This window comes from Streptomyces sp. NPDC050509, from assembly GCF_044457965.1.
Classification (GTDB): domain Bacteria; phylum Actinomycetota; class Actinomycetes; order Streptomycetales; family Streptomycetaceae; genus Streptomyces.
In genome coordinates this window covers 658,543-677,321 of record NZ_JBITHL010000002.1, presented here as the reverse complement: position 1 = coordinate 677,321, position 18,779 = coordinate 658,543, and the positions used below count along the sequence as shown (strand labels likewise).

The 18,779-nt window shown below is 69.7% G+C and carries 13 protein-coding genes; 11 read left to right on the top strand and 2 right to left on the bottom strand.

Annotated elements, in window-relative coordinates; translation table 11 throughout:
• Window positions 1-22: 22 nt before the first annotated feature.
• The 6 genes from ACIBJC_RS08330 to ACIBJC_RS08305 all read left to right on the top strand — a co-directional run bounded on the left by ACIBJC_RS08330 (window position 23) and on the right by ACIBJC_RS08305 (window position 4,371).
• On the top strand, window positions 23-871 hold the full coding sequence (locus ACIBJC_RS08330; protein ID WP_399289497.1) for a creatininase family protein: 849 nt from the start codon (window positions 23-25) through the stop codon (window positions 869-871).
• Window positions 868-1,500 carry a cyclase family protein gene (locus ACIBJC_RS08325; protein ID WP_365809756.1) on the top strand — a complete coding sequence of 211 codons (633 nt, stop codon included), beginning with the start codon at window positions 868-870 and terminating at the stop codon, window positions 1,498-1,500. The genes ACIBJC_RS08330 and ACIBJC_RS08325 overlap by 4 nt, the downstream gene beginning before the upstream one ends.
• 2 nt (window positions 1,501-1,502) lie before the next feature.
• Window positions 1,503-2,996: a gamma-glutamyltransferase gene (locus ACIBJC_RS08320; RefSeq protein WP_399289495.1), complete on the top strand. Its 1,494-nt coding sequence runs from the start codon at window positions 1,503-1,505 to the stop codon at window positions 2,994-2,996.
• A 171-nt stretch (window positions 2,997-3,167) separates the two neighbouring features.
• Entirely contained in the window at window positions 3,168-3,293 is a 126-nt protein-coding gene (locus tag ACIBJC_RS08315) for a transposase (protein WP_399289843.1), read from the top strand.
• The gene (locus tag ACIBJC_RS08310) at window positions 3,294-3,458 is read left to right on the top strand and encodes a hypothetical protein (RefSeq protein ID WP_399289493.1); all 165 of its coding nucleotides are present in this window, start codon (window positions 3,294-3,296) and stop codon (window positions 3,456-3,458) included.
• An 85-nt stretch (window positions 3,459-3,543) separates the two neighbouring features.
• Window positions 3,544-4,371 carry an IS3 family transposase gene (locus tag ACIBJC_RS08305; protein ID WP_399289491.1) on the top strand — a complete coding sequence of 276 codons (828 nt, stop codon included), beginning with the start codon at window positions 3,544-3,546 and terminating at the stop codon, window positions 4,369-4,371.
• Between the two features lie 205 nt (window positions 4,372-4,576).
• Here ACIBJC_RS08305 and ACIBJC_RS08300 read toward each other — a convergent pair whose 3' ends face one another.
• On the bottom strand, window positions 4,577-6,994 hold the full coding sequence (locus ACIBJC_RS08300) for a helix-turn-helix domain-containing protein (protein ID WP_399289489.1): 2,418 nt from the start codon (window positions 6,992-6,994) through the stop codon (window positions 4,577-4,579).
• A 269-nt stretch (window positions 6,995-7,263) separates the two neighbouring features.
• On the opposite strand from ACIBJC_RS08300, the gene ACIBJC_RS08295 reads away from it, so the two are divergent.
• The 5 genes from ACIBJC_RS08295 to ACIBJC_RS08275 all read left to right on the top strand — a co-directional run bounded on the left by ACIBJC_RS08295 (window position 7,264) and on the right by ACIBJC_RS08275 (window position 17,877).
• The gene (locus ACIBJC_RS08295) at window positions 7,264-7,575 is read left to right on the top strand and encodes a hypothetical protein (RefSeq protein WP_399289487.1); all 312 of its coding nucleotides are present in this window, start codon (window positions 7,264-7,266) and stop codon (window positions 7,573-7,575) included.
• Window positions 7,576-7,646: 71 nt separating this feature from the next.
• Entirely contained in the window at window positions 7,647-15,320 is a 7,674-nt protein-coding gene (locus tag ACIBJC_RS08290) for a SpvB/TcaC N-terminal domain-containing protein (protein WP_399289485.1), read from the top strand.
• Between the two features lie 316 nt (window positions 15,321-15,636).
• On the top strand, window positions 15,637-15,849 hold the full coding sequence (locus ACIBJC_RS08285) for a hypothetical protein (RefSeq protein WP_399289483.1): 213 nt from the start codon (window positions 15,637-15,639) through the stop codon (window positions 15,847-15,849).
• On the top strand, window positions 15,849-16,793 hold the full coding sequence (locus ACIBJC_RS08280; protein ID WP_399289481.1) for a helix-turn-helix domain-containing protein: 945 nt from the start codon (window positions 15,849-15,851) through the stop codon (window positions 16,791-16,793). Before ACIBJC_RS08285 ends, ACIBJC_RS08280 begins: the two co-directional genes overlap by 1 nt.
• A 151-nt stretch (window positions 16,794-16,944) precedes the next feature.
• Window positions 16,945-17,877, top strand: a complete 933-nt coding sequence (locus tag ACIBJC_RS08275) for a hypothetical protein (protein ID WP_399289479.1) — start codon at window positions 16,945-16,947, stop codon at window positions 17,875-17,877.
• 78 nt (window positions 17,878-17,955) lie between these two features.
• Here the strand turns inward: ACIBJC_RS08275 and ACIBJC_RS08270 are convergent, their stop codons facing one another.
• The gene (locus ACIBJC_RS08270; RefSeq protein WP_399289477.1) at window positions 17,956-18,633 is read right to left on the bottom strand and encodes an SDR family NAD(P)-dependent oxidoreductase; all 678 of its coding nucleotides are present in this window, start codon (window positions 18,631-18,633) and stop codon (window positions 17,956-17,958) included.
• Between the last annotated feature and the right edge of the window lie 146 nt (window positions 18,634-18,779).

The window sequence follows — 18,779 nt, the reverse complement described above, 5'->3', positions numbered from 1 at the left end:
CCCCAGCGAAGAAGGAAGCATCATGCCCCGTGGAGTACCCGTTCCCTCCCCCCGGCCCGTGGCCACCGGCCTCGACATCGTCCCCCTCGCCGCGGAACTGGGCGGCACCGGCTCCCCTGTCCTGTGGGAGGAGTTGACCTGGGAGGACGCGGAGACCACCGCGACCGAGCTGAACGCGGTGATCATCCCCGTCGGGGCCACGGAGCAGCACGGCCCGCACCTGCCACTCGCCGTTGACACCATCATCTGCGAGGAAGTCGCCCGTGGCGTCTCGGCGTTGACCGGCGTACCGGTCGTGCCGCCGCTCAGCTTCGGCGTGTCGGCCTCGCACGGCGACTTCGGCGGTACGGTCGCGCTGCGGCCCGAGACGATGATCGCCGTCGTTGAGGATGTCATCGACTCCCTCCACGCCTCCGGGATAAGGCAGTTCATCCTGCTCAACGGCCACATCTGGAACAACGGCGCGCTCGACGTGTCGGCGGAGAAGCTACGTGTGCGACACCGCGACTCACGCGTACGTGCCTTGGGCTACGTCACGATGTACCCCGGCCCCGAGGTCGACGGCCACGTCCGGTACGGCCGGGCTCTGATGCACGCGAACTTCTTCGAGACCTCGGTCATGCTCCACCTTCGACCCGAACTGGTGCGGATGGAGAAGGCCACCTCGCACATCGACGTGGACTCCTTCTGGGACTACCGCATGGACCAGGTCAGCGAGACCGGCGTATGGGGCCGCGACGTGGCCGACGCCCGAGCCGAACACGGTGGCGCGGAGTTCGACCGCTGCCTGCTCACCACCGCCCGCGCCGTGGCCGCCGCCGTCCGCGAGCCGTGGCCCGACCCCACCCACCGGCCTGGAGCGACCGCATGACGATCTACGACATCACTCTGCCCATCCACCCCGAGATGCTGCACTGGGGACGCAAGCCCGAGGTCGAGATCGTCGAGTCCCTCGCCAACGGCGACGCCTCCAACGTGACCCGCTGGCGGCTCGGCGCCCACACCGGCACGCACGTCGACGCCCCCGCGCACTTCCGCGACGGCGCGACCCCGATCGACGAGGTGTCCTTGGACTCGCTTGTGGGACCGGCCCTGGTCGTCGACCTCACCCATGTCGAGGGCGACGTGGAGCCGTCCCACCTGGAGAAGGGCGGGGCCGCCGGGTACCGGCGCGTCCTGCTGAAGACCTCCAACTCGGGCGGGCCGCTCAAGGAGCCCGAGCGCGCCCCGCGGTGGGTGGGACTGTCACCGGAGGCCGCCGACTGGCTGATCGCCCAGCGGGTGGAGCTCATCGGCATCGACTACCTCACCATCGAGAGCCACCACCGCACCGACACCTGGGACGTCCACCACGCCCTGCTGGGCGCAGGCGTGCTCATCCTGGAGAACGCCGACCTGGACGAGGTGCCCGCCGGTGAGTACGACCTGGCTTGCCTGCCTACCAAACTGGTCGGCGCCGACGGGTCCTTCGCCCGCGCCATCCTCACCACTCGGGACTGACCGTGGCCACGATCGCGATCGCCGCCCCGCACCCCGCCGGTATCAGGGCGGCACGCCAGGCCGCTGCCGAGGGCGGAGGTGTGGTCGATGCGGCACTTGCCGCAGCCGCCGCACTGACCGTGGCCTACCCCCACCAGTGCTCCATCGGCGGTGACCTGGTCGCCCTGGTCCGCGACGCGGCGAGCGGCACCGTGCGCGCCGTGGTCTCGGCGGGGGCCGCCGCGACGGCCGCCGACCCGGAACCGCTGAACGCCTCCGGGCCGCGGATGCCCGCGGGCGGCCCGCACACGGTGACCGTCCCCGGAGTGGTGGCCGGCTGGGCGGAGCTGGCCCGGATCGGTGCGCGGCTGCCCCTCGGCCGGGCGCTGGCCCCGGCCCTGGCCCTGGCCCGGGACGGAGTCGCCGTCAGTGAGGGCCTGGCGCGGGCGATCCGGAACCGGCTCGACGTCGTACGCGCAGACCCGGGCCTCTCCGCGCTGCTGCTGGACGCGGCGGGCGAGCCCCTGCCCGTCGGCGCGCCCTTGATCCAGGCTGCCCTGGCCGCGACCCTGGACGAACTCTCGGAGGACTGGCGGCACTTCTACACCGGACCGACCGCACGGCGCCTGATATCGGGTCTGCGCGCACGCGGCAGCCTGCTCGATCTCGCGGACTTCGCCGCGCACCGGGCGGAGAACACCGAAGCGCTGAGCCTGACCCGGGACGGTGTCACCTGGTGGGCGGCTCCGCCTCCCACTCAGGGCGCCGCACTGCTCGCCGTGCTCGGCGCCGACGGCGACCGGCTGACCGCTGCGCGCAGCGCGGAACTGCGCCGTGACACGCTGCTCGGCGATCCCCGGTGCGGGGCGGTGGACCTCGACGGTCTGCTGCTGCGCGAGCACCGCGAGAGCGCCGCGTTGCCTTCCGGGCCCAGACCGGCCGGAGACACGGTGGCCGTCACCGCCGTCGACGACGAAGGCAATGCCGTCACCCTCATTCAGAGCGTGTTCCAGAGCTTCGGCTCGGGCATCGCGGAACCCACCACGGGCGTGGTGCTGCACAACCGGGGCTCGGCCTTCAGCCTCGACCCCGCGCACCCCGGAGCGCTGCGCCCCGGGGCACGGCCACCGCACACTCTGTGTCCGGCACTCGCCACCGGCCCCGACCGCGTCGTGGCGCTCGGCTGCCAGGGCGGCCGAGCGCAGGCGTGGATCCTCTCCCAGGTGGGGACCGAACTCATTGACGCCGCCGACCCCGGCGCGCTGCTGGCCCGGCCCCGATGGGTCATCGGCTCCCGCGATCTGGGCCGTTCACGACCCACCCTCGTCCTCGAACCCGGCGTACCGGACGCGCGGCACCTGGCCGACACGGCGCACGGTCTGGGGCTGGCGGTGGCGGAAGTGGCAGGGCCACACGACGAGGCGGGCCACGTGCAGACGGCGAGGATGCGCGCCGGCGTGGTCGACGCGGCGAGCGACCCCCGGGCCGACGGGACCGCTGTCGTCCTTCGGCTCTGAACGCGTCCACGCCCCTCCCCCGGCTGTCGCGGGAGGCGGACGTCGTCAACCTGCCCACTGCACAGGGCGGGTGTGACGGAGCGATCTGATGTTCCCCCGTGGGCCGGACAGCTTGATACTGGGACGGATGGTCCCGGAGGAAGCAGTCACAGGTAGTGAGCAAGAAGAGCAATACGAGTCAAGCGGTACACGGCCGAGTTCAAGCGGGACGCGGTCGCCTTGACGTTGTCCTCGGAGAAGACGGTCACCGAGGTCGCGAGGGATCTGGGCGTGAGTCCGGAAGGGCTGCGCGGGTGAGTGAAGCAGGCGAAGATCGACCGCGGTGAGGGGCCCGCCGGGGCTTTGACCACTGCGGAGCGTGAGGAGCTGGTCCAGCTGCGGCGGAAGGTCCGTGAGCAGGAGGCGACGATCGAAGTTCTGGGAAAAGCGACCGCCTTCTTCGCTCAGGACAAGATGAGGTAGACACTGCGGCACGGTGTCACTTCGTTGATGCGGAGAAGGCGTCGGAGGGTAATCCCGCAGGTCACAGCGTTTCTCCCTGTGCTGTGTGCTGGGAGTGCCCCGCTCCACCTACTACGCGTACAGGGCGTCGCGGCCGGCCCGAACGGTGCGGGAGCGGGCCGAGGAGGTGCTGGTGGGCGAGATCCAGGTGCTCCACGCCGGATCGCGCGGCGCCTACGGGGCCCCGCGGATCCACGCTGCCCTGCGGCGGGCCGGGCGGGTGGTGAATTCCAAGAAGGTCGAGCGGCTGATGCGCGAGCACCGGATCGTCGGGATCACCCACCGACGGCGTGGGGGCCTGACCCGGCAGGCGAAGCGGGCGGTGTTCGCGCTCGACCTGATCGGCGGGGACTTCACCGCGCCCAGACCGGGGATGCGGCTCGTCGGTGGCATGACCGAACTGGGCACGCTGGAAGGGAAGTTGTATCTGGCGACCTGTATCGATCTCGCGACGCGGGAGGTGGTCGGCTGGGCGATGGCCGACCACCACCGCGCCGAGCTGCCGGTCGCTGCCCTGCGGATGGCGGCCGGTCGCGGCGGCCTGGAGCACCGCTGCATCATGCACACGGATCGCGGCAGCGAGTACACGAGTGACGAATTCCGCACCGAGATACGCAAGTTGCGCATGCGGCAGTCGATGGGACGCATCAGATCTTGTTACGACAACGCCGCCACGGAAAGCTGGTTCGCCATCCTGAAAGCGGAGATCAGGACGACCGTCCGGGAGACCCGCGAGGCCGCCCGGGCCGACGTCTTCCGCTACATCGAGGCCGAGTACAACCGCAGCCGGCTCCGCCGGCACCCCGACTACGGATACGTCACCCCGCTCGAAACGAGATCCCTGCTCAGGCAGAACCTCACCCCAGCAGCGTAAACACCCGCTGTCCATCTCGCGGGGGAACTTCAGGACTGCATTAACTCTGCTCCTGGTCGGGACTGCATTAACCCCGGGTGGCAGCCTCAGCAGGCGTAGGCTGTTCGTGACTGGCCGCACCAGCTCCGGGCGACCTCGTCACCTGTGCGTGCCCTCCGCGCCGAACACACCGAGTGCTGCACCTGACCTGCACCGACGTGGTAATTCACCTGCGTTCTGCGACAAATTCTGGCCGGCACGTACGTGGCTCGCTCCTGAGGAACGATCGGCCGAGATGGTGTTGGAGCCGGATGTGGCGAAACTGATAGACCGCGCCGACCTGTCGGAGCGCTCCTCTGTGATACGCGTCGTCCAGGAAGGCCTCGGTGTCCCAGGGCAGTTTGCCGGTCAGGGGCAGCCAGATGCGGGAGAAGACCACCCACTGTCCCCAGGCGGTGAACAGGAGTGCGTACGTGAGCGAGCCGGCGAACCCGTAGACGGCTCCGGCGCGGAGCCCGTCCGACACCCCCCAGGCAGATGGCTCAAGGAATCCTTGGAACAGGTGGACGGTCAGGCTCCCGCCGAAGACGACCGCCAGGGTGAGCATCGGTGCGAGGAAGAGGACCTGTTGGCTCACCGTCGCGCGATTTGAGGCCAGCAGGCTGACGGGGGTGGCCGCCGAGGCGGCGTCCATGGGCGCTTCGAAAAACGCCAGGAGCCCGAATACCAGGCCGCCTCCCACTCCGAAGATCAGCTCGAAGACCAGCATGTTGATGAGGATGTTCTCGATCAGCTCACCGTTCGGGAGGGGGAGGTCTCGGTACAGCGTGCCTTGGACGGCGAGGCTGCACCCGTTCCCGACGCCGAGGACGAATCCGCCCAACAGTGCGGTTCCGAAGCGGGCGATGAACGTGTGGACTGTCCTGCGACTCAGTGTGGTGCCTGTGCCGGGCAGCCGTAGCCGTACCGGGGCCGGTTCGATGATCTCGTTACCGAGCGCGATCATGATCGCGTACACCGTTCCGACGGTGAGGCCGGCAATCGATCCCGTAAAAGCCGCCCGGACGAGGGCCTGACCGAACGTGGCCTGGTGGAGGAGCAGAGTCGAAAGTCCATCGGCCCCGGCGGCGCACAGCGTGGATACGGCCACGACGATCATGACGCGCGTCGAGCGTCGCAGTGATTCGCCGATCCGCCACCAGGCGAGGTCCTGCCGCTTGTGGCGGACCATGTGGTGGGCGAGGTAGCCAAGCCAGCGTTCGGCGTGCTCCGGGTCCCAGTTCCGGGGCCGGCGGCGGCCGGCGGTTCGCTCGGGAACAGTGCGCCTGTAGACCGTGGGCACGAAGCCCGCCAGCAGGTGTTCCTCGATGGAGTGCTCGGCAGGGAACCGTTCAGTGTCCAGGAGTTCCGCCGTATCCCGGTCGGGTGTTTCGCTGTACATCGTTCGCGCCAGGGCGACCATCAACGGAGTGCGCAGGACGCCGGCGAGGTTCACGCTCGCCTCGGTCTCCTCCCGGGCTCGCAGCTGTTCCAGGACGAAATCCCATACCGCCCCGGTGCGGCCGTCGCCGCCGGCGATGGGCCGGGCGGTCCTGGGCAGGTAGGCCAGGAGGTTGTCGCGGGTGAGATCGGTGAGTTGGATGCCGGCGGCCCAGACCAATGGCGCATGTACCGCCTTGACCGCCTGGGCGAACTCGTCGGCCCGGCTGGTCAGGAGAAGCGGAAGCGAGGTGTCGTTGAGCGCTTGGAGTATGGCGCACCGCAGGCTTTCGGCGGTCTCGTCGAACCCGTCCAGAACCGGCAGTACGAGGTCGGCGTCGACCAGCGCTGCGGCGAGCATCGCTCCGCCGGGCGCTGTGTAGGCCAGGCGCGGATGATCGCGCACCAGCCGATCGATCAGCCAGTCCCGCAACGCGACCGTCGTCGGATCCCAGGACCCGAGAGTGAAGATCACCGGTACCCGGTCACGAGGAGTCCGGGTCTTCAGGAAGTCCAGGACGAATCTGATCGTGAGAATCGACTTGCCCGAGCCGGCCCGGCCCAGAACCACCAGTCGTCCGGAGGAGATTCGCCGGTAGACCTCGGCCACGCTACCCAAGTCACCCGTCAGATCCGTTGCGCACGACGTCGCTCCCGGCGGGAGACGTTGAATGTTCTCCGTGTGGTCCGTCAGGAGTGCGGGCGCCTCCTGCCAGCGCACCGGCAGCGGAAACGGATCGTGCACCCGGCGGTGCTCCTCCTCGCGCTGCCAACGCCTCCTGACCTCAACGGCCAGCTCGTCGGCGGCAGCGAGGACCGGGGGCGGCGCATGATCCGGCGTGGGGGGCTGTTGGTGCTGTGCCGCGGTCGGCTCACGCACGCCGGCCACTTGCGCGGGTGGCACGGTGACCGGTTCCGGAGGTGACTGAGCCGGGTCGCTCTGTGTTGTCGCGGGCGTGGCCAGCAACTGCCCGCGTTCCTCCGGGCCGGCCTCCAGAGCATCCGCCAGCAGACGCAGCGTCCCCTGCCGGTGATCCCTGGAGCTACCGGTCTCCAGCCTGCGGATGGTGCTGACGCTCACCCCCGACCGCTCCGCCAGCCGTTCCTGGGTCAGACCCGTCCGCCTGCGCAGCTCACGTAAGAGCGCCCCGAGCTGATCCGCCACTTCGGCGTCCTCTCTGCCTGCGTGTACAGCCTGCGTGAGCCTACCGTGACCACCGGTCACATATGACCGGTGCGGTGACCTGTCCGTCCGAGCGGTATGACGCCAGCATCAGGGGGAATCTGCGACGGCGCGTTGTGGTCACGGCGGCTCGGCTCAGGACCTCGTGGATCACAGCACCGGGAGACGTCACTCGCTCCGCCCGGTCTCCGGCCGGGGGCGTGCTCCTGGTGCCACCCGCATGAACCGACAAGAAGTGGAACCGACCCGCCATGGCGTTACTTTCCCTCCCTGGGCGATCGTCGCCCTTTCTGCGCGCGCTCGCCGCTGTCCTGGTGACCTGTTGCATCGCCCTGGGCGTCGTGGCATCCCTGTTCCGGACGGTCGAGTTCGTCAACACCGGCAACGATGGCGAGGTCGTCCAGGCGGGTTCGCTGAAGAAAGCCGCGGGTAACACTCCGGCGGGCGCCAGGTCGGTGCACTGGGTACTCACCGCCGGTCAGTACGCCGGTGAGGACGCCCGTTGCCGGATCGTAGGGACGCGTGCTCTGGGGATGTCGGACGGTGTGGGGGACCTTCGATGAATGTCCAGCGTGTGCTCCGCGGTCGGAACGGCGTGTTACGCGGCCGGACCGGAGTGATCTTCATCCTGATCATGGCACTCTCCATGATCGGGCCGGCCTCGACCGAGCCGTTCCGCAACGTCGCGGCGGGGCCGGACACGGGGGCGGCGGTCACCGGGCCGGAGGGACCCGAGGGCACGTCGTTCAACCCGAACGAGATCAAGGACATCAAAGCAGCCGATCCCGGCGCCGGGATGAACCTGATCGACGTCCCGACGGCGAACAACGCAGGCGGCGCACGGCTGGCGTACCCGCTCGAGGTGCCCAAGGGGCGCGGGGGCCTGCACCCCGAGCTGTCGATCGCCTACAACTCGTCGGGCGGCAACGGCTGGACCGGCGTCGGCTGGGACATGAGCACCCCGTTGATCACGGTGGACACCCGGTGGGGCGTGCCGCGCTACGACGGTGCGAAGGAGACCGAGTCGTACCTGCTGAACGGGGAGCCGCTCACCCCGGTCGTGCACCGCGGCGCACTCCCGGCGCGTACCGCGGAGAAGGTGTTCCACTCCCGCGTCGAGGGCCGGTTCGACCGGATCGTCCGGCACGGCGACAAGCCGTCGAACTACTGGTGGGAGGTCACCGACAAGCAGGGGCTGCGCACCGTGTACGGCGGGGCGCAGGACACCACGCTCGCCGACGCCGCCGGCAACATCGCGCTGTGGGCAGTGCGTGAGGTACGCGACGGGCACGACAACCTGCTGCGCTACCACCACGTCCGGGTCGACGACGGCGGGGTCGCGAACTCCACCGTCCAGGGCCGTGCGCTCTACCCGGAGCGCATCACCTACACCGGACACGGCGAAACCGAGGGCCGCTACTCGGTCACCTTCCTCCGGGACCGCGACCGGGACGAGCCGAGACGCGGCGACGTCCAGGTCGACGCGCGGTACGGCTTCAAACGGGTCACCGCGGACCTGCTGCGCCGGGTCGAGGTCAAGCTCGACGACGAGCTGATCCGCGCCTACGAACTCAACTACCAGACCGGCGCGTTCGCCAAGACCCTGTTGCAGTCGGTGTCTCAGTTCGGTGAGGACAACCGGGTGTTCAACACCCACCGGTTCGACTACTTCGACGACGTGCGGGACAAGTCGGGCTCCTACACCACGTTCGACGCCGCCGCGGGCTGGACGGTCCCCGATGACGACCTCGGTGTCAACATCCGGGAGGGCGAGGCGAGCACGCTGTCGTCGAGCACGTCGGTCGGCGCGGGCGGGCATCTCTACGTCGGCTACAACCCGGTCGCGCCGGTCAAGTCCGGTTCGGCCGGTGTGAAGGTCGGCGCGAACGCCGGGGTGTCCGACGGCCTGCTGGCCCTGCAGGACGTCAACGGCGACAATCTGCCGGACAAGGTGTTCCGCAGGAACGGCGAGGTGTTCTACCGGCCGAACCTGTCCGGCCCATCCGGGCAGCAGACGTTCGGGGACACCCCGGTCAAGCTCACCGGGCTGCCCGGTATCTCCCGGGAGACCACCCTGTCGGGCACCGCGGGCATCGAGGCGTACGTCGGCGTCAACGGCCAGCTCGACTACGTGTCGACCACGACGACATCCGACCGGTACTTCACCGACGTCAACGCGGACGGCATCGCCGACCTGGTCAACAACGGCGGGGTGCTCTACGGGCGCCTGGACTCCGACGGCAAACCGACCTACAGCCCCGACAGCGCCGGCACCGAGGCCCCGGTGGGACCGGGCGCCGCGACGGGCACGATCGTGGGCGATCAGACCGCGGCCTTCGAACGCGCGGTGGACAACTCTCCGCTGATGGACAGCGTGCGCCGCTGGGTGGCGCCCTACGACGGCAAGGTGCAGATCGAGGGCGGGGTGCGGCTGGAAAAGGACAGCAGCCCGCAGCGCGCGGAGTACGAGAAGGCCGACGGCGTCCGCGTCACCATCCAGCACAACGAGACCGAATTGTGGGCGCAGCGGATCGGGCCGGACGACTACGCCGAGTTCGCCCCGACCGGGGTGAACTCGGTGCAGGTGCGCAAGGGCGAAGCCGTGTACTTCCGCGTGCAGTCCGTTCTGGACGGCAAGTACGACACCGTGGCGTGGGACCCGAGAGTCAGCTATGTCGGCCTGCCCGCGGGCACCGACGCCAATGGCCAGAGCACCGCGGTCTTCGACGCGAAGAACGACTTCACCCTGGCCGGACGCCCGTCCGTGGTCACCGCGCCGCTGACCGGCACGCTGAAGATCACCGGTGACCTGGTGAAGACTGCGGCGACCTCGGACAACGTGACCGTGCTGATCACGCACGAGAAGGCCGACCTGCTGGGCAACCCGGTCACCAAAGAGCTGATCCGCAAGGTTCTGCCCGCGGCATCCACCGGTACGACACCGATCGACCTCAGCGTCCAGGTCGCCGCGCGCGAGCGGCTTTCGTGGAAGCTGCTGGTGGACTCCCCGATCGACGCGAACGCGCTGCGCTGGGCGCCGAAGGCGCATTACACAAAGGCCGACGGCGTCGAATCCGTCGTCGACCCCGCGGGCAACCCGACGGTGGTGGTCAACCCGCCGTACGAGCTGAACCTGTACCCGGTGAACTCATCGACCGGGCCGCAGGGTTCCTACACCGCCACGCGCACCGGCACGCTCATCGTCGAGCCGGACATTCAGCTCAAACCGAACTCCGAGAACGCGACCATCTTCCTCACGGTCAAGAAACGCAACGCGCTGCTCGGCAAGCGGACGGTCGAACTGCGGCTCGGCGCGGGCCTGCCCGCGTCCATGACCCGCCTGAACGTGCCGGTCACCGAGGGCGACGAGCTGTTCTTCGACCTGACCACGACCAACACCAAGCTCGTCGGCCTCCTCAACACGCAGACGGTCAAAGTCAGCTACGACGGCTCGAACTTCCAACAGGTGCCGAGCGCCATGCACTCGCCCGCCGACCAGGGCGCGTTCGCCCAGTCGTACCGCGGCTGGGGCGTGATCGGCTACCAGGGCAACCGCGACAGGGCCACCCGCCCCATCGCACAGAACGAACTCGTGCTCGACCAGAGCTACAAGGACGCGCTGCCGAAGGCACCGACACAGGAAGACCTGGCAGCGTTCACCGCCGATCCGAAGGTACCCACCCCGCGGATCACCGTGTTCGCCCCGCAGCCCGCCACGGGCCGGTGGGTCGCCTCCGACGACAGCACGTGGGTCGGCGCATCGGCCGCGGCCAGCTCCCGGCTCGGCCTGGACACCGTCGACATCGTCACCGACGCCGACATCGCCGGGGCGACCGGGCTGATCCGGCGCGGCCGCACCCAGCAGATCTCCACCACGCTGACGCTCGGCCCGTTCGGCGGCAGCGGAGCCATCGGCACCACCGCGAGCGAGGTCGACTTCCTCGACCTCAACGGTGACCGCTTCCCGGACGTCGTCGGCGCCAAGGGGATCCAGTACTCCGACATGGACGGCGGCCTCGGCACCACCCGCGGCACCCTCGGCAGCAACGTGCGCGAGACCAACTCCGTCTCCGGCGGCGTGTCCCTCAGCGCGGGCAGCCCGGTCCGCACCCTGGCCACCGCAGGAGGCACCGACGCGCCCTCCGGCGACGCCTCGGCCACCACCGCCCGCACCGGCGTCGAGATGCCCTCGCTGGGCATCGGCGGCAACCTCGGCGGCGGCGAGTCCGACGCCAAGTTCGACCTCACCGACATCAACGGCGACGGCCTGGCCGACCACGTCAAGTCGACCCGCGACAACGAGATTCTGGTCGCCACCAACAGGACCGGGCGCACCAACCTCCTGCGCACTGTGTCGCGCCCGATGGGCGCGCGGATCGACCTGGACTACGCCCGTACCGGCAACACCCAGGCCATGCCCGAAAGCCGCTGGGTCCTGTCCCGCACCTCCGTGTTCGACGGTCAGGCCGGCGATGGAGCCGACAGCCTACTCACGACCTACCGCTACGAGAACGGCACGTACGACCGGTTGGAGCGCGAGTTCCGCGGTTTCGGCAAGGTCGTCTCCGAGGTCCGCGATCCTGGTGCGGGCGATGCCCTCTACCGGTCGGTGAGCGACGAGTACAGGACCGACAGCGTCTACACCAGGGGCCTGCTCGCCCGCACTCTCACCACCGACGGCGCGGGCCGCCCGTTCACCGAGACCGTCAACACCTATCAGCTCCGCGACATCGCCACCGGCACGGCGGCCGATCCGGCGGGCACCACGGCGTCGGTGTTCCCGCAGCTGACCCGGGTGGACAAGAAGTTCCACGAGGGTGCGCAGGAACCCGCGAAGACCACGCACACCGTGATGGCCTACGACGAGTACGGCAACCTGACGGGATCGTTCGACGCCGGTGATGACGGCGTCGAAGACGACGTCCAGACCGACTTCGGGTACACCGCGTCGGACCATGCGTGTCGGGACCGCAACCTGGTCGGGTTGGCCAGGTCCGTGTCCCAGCGCGCGACCGCGACAGACACCTCGCTCCGGCATCGCGAGGCCACGGTGGACTGTGCGACGGGGGCGCTGCGGCAGATCCGGGAGTACCCGACCCCCACCGACATCGCGGTCACGGACCTGGAGTACCGCCCGGACGGGAACCTGCGGTCGGTGACCCGTCCGGCGAACAAGTCCGGTCAGCGGTACAAGCTGGAGTACGGCTACGACACCGTCGTCGGCGTGTACGTCGAGTCCGTCGTGGACAGTTTCGGGTACCGGTCGGCCACGACGCACAACCTGAAGTACGGCCTGCCGGAACGGAGCACCGACCAGAGCGACCAGCCGCTGTCGACGGCGTACGACAGCTTCGGCCGGCTGGACTCGGTGACCGGCCCGTACGAGGCGGGCAGCGGCAAGGTCACGATCGACTTCGAGTACCACCCGGAGGCGGTGGTCCCGTACGCCACGACGAAGAACCTGGACCGGGACGCGGGCGGCGTGCGGGCGGACACCCTCGACACCGTCACGTTCAGCGATGGTCTCAAGCGGGTGCTGCAAACCAAGAAGGACGCGTCGGTCGCCGCGTCGCCGGGGACGGCGCCGCAGGCGGTGATGACGGTGTCCGGGCGGCTGAAGTTCGACTTCCTCGGCCGCACGACGGAGAAGTACTACCCGGTGACCGAGCCCAAGGGCGCGGCGAACACGAAGCTCAACGCCGCGTTCGACACGGTGGCCCCGACGAAGGACTCGTTCGACGTGCTGGACCGGCCGGTCAGGACCGTGCGGCCGGACGGGGTCAGCACGACCAACGGGTACGGATTCGGGCCGGACCGGGCGGGGGCGACGCGGTTCGAGAACACGGTGACCGATGCGAACGGCAAGCAGCGCCGCATCTACACCGGCATCCGCGACACGACCTCGGCGGTGAAGGAGTTCAGCGGTTCGACGGCGGTCTGGACCAGCTACGCGAACGACCCGCTGGGCCGGGTCACGGCCATCACCGACGACAAGGACAACGTAACCCGCGCCGAGTACGACGGCCTGGGGCGGCGCACGGTGTTCGACAACCCGGACGCGGGCCGGACCGAGACGCGCTACGACCTGGCCGGCAACGTCACGGCGAAGATCACCGCGAACCTGCGGGCCGCCGGCCAGAGCATCGAGTACGACTACGACTACGCACGGGTGAAGGCGGTCCGATACCCGAAGTTCCCGGCGAACGACGTCACTTACTCCTACGGCGCCCCGGGCGCGGCGGACAACGCCGCGTCGCGGATCACCGAGGTCCGGGACGCGGCCGGGACGACCACCCGCGGCTACGGGCCGCTGGGCGAGCTGACCAGGGAGACGCGCACGATCACCGTCGCCGGCGGGTCACCGCGCACCTACACGACCGCGTGGCGCTACGACACGTTCGACCGCGTGCTGCAGCTGACCTACCCCGACGGCGAGGTGCTCACCTACGGCTACGACTCCGGTGGCCAGGTCACGCGGGCGACCGGGGTCAAGGGTGGGACCGACTACACCTACCTGGAACGGCTGGACTACGACAAGTTCGGTCAGAAGACCCTCCAGGAGACCGGCAACGGGGTGCGCACGGCCTACACGTACGACGCCGAGGACCGCAGGCTCGCGACGATCAAGTCCGACGCACACACCGGGGCGACGTTCCAGGACCTGGGCTACACCTACGACAACGCCGGCAACGTCACAGCGCTGGCGAACTCCGCGCCGCGGAGCTCGGCGATCGGCGGCCCGAGCTCCCAGACCTACGGCTATGACGACCTGAACCGGCTGACATCGGCGTCCGGGCAGTACACGGACAAGAACAACCAGGTCAACAAGTACACCCTGACGCTGGGCTACGACTCCGTCCACAACACAACGAGCAAGTCCCAGCGCCACGAGATCACCGGCGGCGTCCCCGCCTTCCCGCCCGGCGCAGGGTCCCCCGGACCGATCGAACCGGTCGACGACCCGTCGAACCCGGCCGACGTGCAGGACAGGACGAGCTACGACTACGGCTACACCTACGCCGGTGGCAAGCCCCACGCGCCGAGTCAGGTCGGCCCGATCACCCAGTCCTACGACGCCGACGGCAACCTCACCGCCACGGTGAACACTGCCGCGGCGGACAAGCGCAGGCAGTACGTGTGGGACGAGGAGAACCGCCTCGCCTGCAACCAGGACGCCACGACCTCGACGGTCGAGCAGAGCCCCGCGGGCTGCGCGGGCGCCACCGTCTCCTACGTTTACGACGCAGCGGGCGAGCGCGTGGTCAAGAAGGGCAAAAACCTGTCGCTGTACCCCAACCAGAACTACAGCGAGCGTGACGGCACCGGGTACAAGCACGTCTTCATCGGCGAGACCCGCTTGACGACCAAAACCGTCGCGAGCGGAGTCGAGAACGACCGGTCGTTCATCCACACCGACCACCTCGGGTCGTCCGGGTACGTCACCGACAACACGGGCACGGTGACCGAGCATCTGGAGTACTTCGCGTCCGGGGAGACCTGGGTGGAGGAACGGGCCGGGCAGGCGGACACGCCGTACCGGTACACCGGCAAGGAACTCGACGGCGAGACGGGCCTCAACTACCACGGCGCCCGCTACTACAACCCGCGAACCCAGCTGTGGGCGAGCGCCGACCCGGCCCTGCCGGAGTACCTCGACACCAAGCTCGCGGGCGGCATCTCCGAACCCCGCAACCTCGCCGCCTACGCCTACGCGCATAACAACCCCGTCAAGCTGGTCGACCCCACCGGACGGGCTCCCGAGGCGTCGGTCTACGACCAGATCGCGGTCTTGATGGCCCGAGAGATGTCGATCAACTCCCGCTCCGGCCCGGTGCAGAAGATGCACGAGATCAACACGGTCCAGGGCGTGACGAAGTGGGTCAAACCGAACTGGTACGCCGACAAGGCGGCGGCGCTGGCCGCGTGGAAGGAATTCGTCAAGACCGGCGGCCCGTGGGACCACAAGGGTCAGATCGCGGCCCTGAACGGCAACAAGGTCAACAACTCGACCAGCATCCCCGGTACCGGCTTCTGGATGCGGGACGACTTCTGGTCCAACGTCCACTACGGCTACGTGGGTACGGCGGCCGGGTTCAGCCCCGAGGTGCTGTTGGGGGCCGCGAGCGCCGTCGACGTGAAAGAGGGGCAGCCCATCTTTTCGGGCGACACCACCTCGATCATGTTCGGTATTCGCCTCTATCAGGCATACGGAGAAGCGGGTCTGACGGCCGAGAACCTCACCACGGAGATCAGGAACCACTCCGAGGAGCTGAGGAAAGCCGGGCTGATCGAGAACCACCCGAGATAGCGGACGCGAGCGGCCGGCCCGCCGCTCCGCGCGCGGCGGGCCACGGTGACCGGACACCCGCCGAAAGCCTGGCGGTGGCGGCCGGGTTGCAGTTTCCTGGGAGCAACTGGCCCTGAGAGTGCGCAACGTGAGCCTTTGTCCGTTTCGTAGTTGAGGTTGGGGAAGGGCTGCTGGTCGCGGGCGGGGTGTGGCCCTCAGGCGTCGGGCCGGGCGAACAAGCCGGTTTCGGGTTCGATGAGGATGCCCCGGCTGACCAGGCCGACAGGGCCTGTTCTGTGGGGATGCGGGATGCCCGGGGTGGGCCGAGGCTGTGAACATGGCGGAGTCCGACGACGTGGAGTCGACGCTGCGGCTGATCGACGCGGCGGGACGGTCGGGCGCCGTCCTGGTGGACGCGGCGCGTACGGCGGTCGGCGTCGAGGGGTGGGTGGTCCTGGCCGATGCGGTCGCGGGCGTCGTCTACAGCGCACCGGACGGCGCGGGGCCTGCCGGTCTGCGGACCGCGGCGATCCGGCGGAGGCCGGTGTAGTGCTGCGTCCGGCGGCCGGGGCGGTCCTGGTGGTCGGCCCGGGCCCGGAGGTCCCCGCGTGCAGGGCGGAGCTGGTGGCTCGGGTGACGGCGGGGCTGCTGCAAGTACGCGCGCGGCGGGCGCGCGAGGTGCGGTTGCACGAGGTGGTGGTGCGTCTGCTGCTGTCTGGCCGTACGGATCTGGCCCGGGAGATCGGCGGGGTGGAGCAGGAGTACGCGACGGTCTACCGGGTGTCGGGTGGCCGGGATCCCGTGGGGGCGGCCGGGGCGGTGTGGGAGGCGGTGTTCCCGGCGGCCCGGGGGCGGGCGGAGGCGGTGCTGATCGTTCGTATGGGTGATGATCTGGCGGTGGTGGTGCTGCATGACGCCTCGGGTGGTCAGGGGTGGGTGCTGCGGCTGGTCGCACGGGCGGCGCGGTCTCATGGGCTGCTGGCGGGGGTGGCTGACCCGGTGCCGGTGGACCGGATCGCGGGGGCGTGGGCGGAGGCGGGGCAGGCCCGGCAGGAGGCCGGGACGGGACGGCGGCTGGTTCCGGCCGCCTGGCTCGGCCACGGCGCGCTCGCGCGGATCGTCCCGGCCGACCGGTATGCGGCATGGGCGGCGCGGCTGCTGCTGCCGGTGGACGCGGAGCAGCGGCGGGTGCTGGAGTACTGGTTGCGCAGTGCGTCGGTGGGCGATACCGCGGAGGCGCTCGGCATCTCCCGGGGAACGGTCCGGGCGCGGCTGCGCGCGGCGGCCCGGCTGCTGGAAGCCGACCTCGACCGGCCGCGGGTGCGCGCGGAGTTGCTGATCGCCTTGCGCGCCCCGGCTGCCGGTGCGGTCCCGGTCGGCGGCGGTGAGGGGGTCGCGGGGCGGGTGCTGGACTTGGTTGAGCCGGATGTCCCGCGGCACTGGGCGCTGGGGACGGTGGAGCCGCTGGGCGACGGGCTGCGCCGCGTTCGCTGATGGCACCGGCCAGACCGAGGGCTTCGTAGACGCGCACGGCGGAGACCGTCCGGCGGGAGAAGACCCATACCACGATCAGGGCCAGGTACTCCAGCGAGAGTTCCGCAGGGCGGTCGGAGGGAAGCTTGAGGTACCGGGCGACCGCGCGGCCGTGAACCGGCACCTCGTCGAAGACTCCTGCGGCGGCCAGCTCATCGACGGCCTGTTCCGCCAGCCGGGCAGCGCCTGTTCCGCCCGGCAGCACCGTGGCGTCGTTATGGATGGACTCGTAGCGCCGGGTGATGGATGCGGGGAAGTCAGCCCGGTCCTGTTCCCGGTAGCCGGCGACCACCACGGACGCCGTGGTGGTCCAGCTGTTCAGGGCCTCTCGCACGAGACCAGCGGCGACGCTGACCTTCCGCAGCTCGCCCTTGTCCCGGACCTCGAACTCGACGGTGTTGTCCGCCGGGTCCTTCTCCAGGGCGGCCTGTGCCTCGCGCAGGGCCCCGCCGAGGTGGTCGAGGATCGGGTATCGCTCCTCGTCGGACAGCGTGGTGAACCCCATGAGGTCGTGGTCGTAGTCAACCGCTCTGCAGAACCTGGTCAGCGCGTCGAGCTTGGCGGCCACGCGGCCGTGCCCGTCGATCACGAGGAGTCCTCGCGCCAGCACCTTTTTCGCGCTGTCAACAATCCGGGCGAGGGCCGCGTCCACGGGGCGGCGCTGTCCCTCGGTGGTGACCATCGCGATCGAGCGGCCCGCCATGCTCTTCGTGACCTGTTCGACCGCCCACCGCTGCCGTGCCGCGGTCCGGTCCAGGGCATCCGGGCCGAAGGCGTGGAGCTCCAGGACCGCGGTTTTGTCCGGCACGGTCGCAGCAGGAAAGGGCCGTGCACCGAGTTCTTCCTCGGCTCCGCTGTAGTCGCTCTGCTCCAGGTCGCGGATGTTGGAGACGAGGAGCAGGTCGAGGGTGTGGAGCCGGGTGCTGGGGGCGAGGACCTGACGGACCCCGGCCAGGACACCGCCGTCAAGGAAGCCCAGCTCCTCTCCGGAGCCGATGAAGTCCGCAGGGAACAGGGGCGGACCGCCCGGTGTGCATTCGCGTGAACGCCAATGCCGTCTTCTCGTTGCGCCGCAGCCCAGCGAGAAGACGATATCGGGTGGATCGGGGCAGTTACGGTCGGGTCAGAGGCTGAACACGCGCTCGGCCTCCTCACGGTGGGTGGCGTGCAGGTCCCAGTAGACGGGGGAGATCTCATCGGGCTGGGCGGTCGGGAAGCCGGGGACGGCCGGCGTGCCGATCGACACGTCGATGCCGACGTGGGCGGCTTGGACTCCAGTGCCGTCCAGCTGCTTGTGCAGGTTGACCACCCAGTTACGCAGGGCCGCGGCGGCGGCGTTGACGTTGCCGACCTGCGGCACGGGGTCGATGGAGCCGGCGCCGGTGGTGAAGAGGAGCGTGCCCGCGCCGGCCTCGCGCATCGCGGGCAGTACGGCCTTGGTGGCGGCGATGGCTCCGTAGAGCTGGAACTCGATCTCGTGCTGCACGTGGGACGGTTCGAGTTCGGCCGGAGTGGTCAGGACGGTAGACGCGAACGCCCCCACCGGGGAGTACTCCAGGACGTCGATCCCGCCGAACCGGGCGGCGGCGTCCTTGAGCGCCTGAGTGAGCGAGTCACGGTCGAGGACGTCCGCGGGGAACACCGCGGCGGTGATGCCCTCGGCGGTGAGCCGGCCGCCGAGCTTGTCGAGCTTGTCGCGGTTGCGCGAGATCAGGGCGACATCGAAGCCGCGGGAGCCGAAGGTGCGGGCGATGGCCAGGCCCAGTTGGGGGCCGGCTCCGACAATGGCGATGCTGGTCACAGCGCTCCTTCCGTAAAGCGTTGTGTGGGTTTGTGGCGGGCGGCGGCGGCGGTCCTTGCCCGCGGTGCGAGCACCTGCAGCGTCGACGCCACCCGGCATCCGGAAAGGCCATTCCGATTCCAAAACGGAAAACCCTGTCCGTTTGC

Excerpts from the sequence above, each read along its gene's own strand:
- ACIBJC_RS08295 (WP_399289487.1), top strand. The coding sequence starts at position 7,264 with ATGGCGTTACTTTCCCTCCCTGGGCGATCGTCGCCCTTTCTGCGCGCG.
- ACIBJC_RS08330 (WP_399289497.1), top strand. The coding sequence starts at position 23 with ATGCCCCGTGGAGTACCCGTTCCCTCCCCCCGGCCCGTGGCCACCGGC.
- ACIBJC_RS08290 (WP_399289485.1), top strand. The coding sequence starts at position 7,647 with ATGGCACTCTCCATGATCGGGCCGGCCTCGACCGAGCCGTTCCGCAAC.
- ACIBJC_RS08325 (WP_365809756.1), top strand. The coding sequence starts at position 868 with ATGACGATCTACGACATCACTCTGCCCATCCACCCCGAGATGCTGCAC.
- ACIBJC_RS08285 (WP_399289483.1), top strand. The coding sequence starts at position 15,637 with ATGGCGGAGTCCGACGACGTGGAGTCGACGCTGCGGCTGATCGACGCG.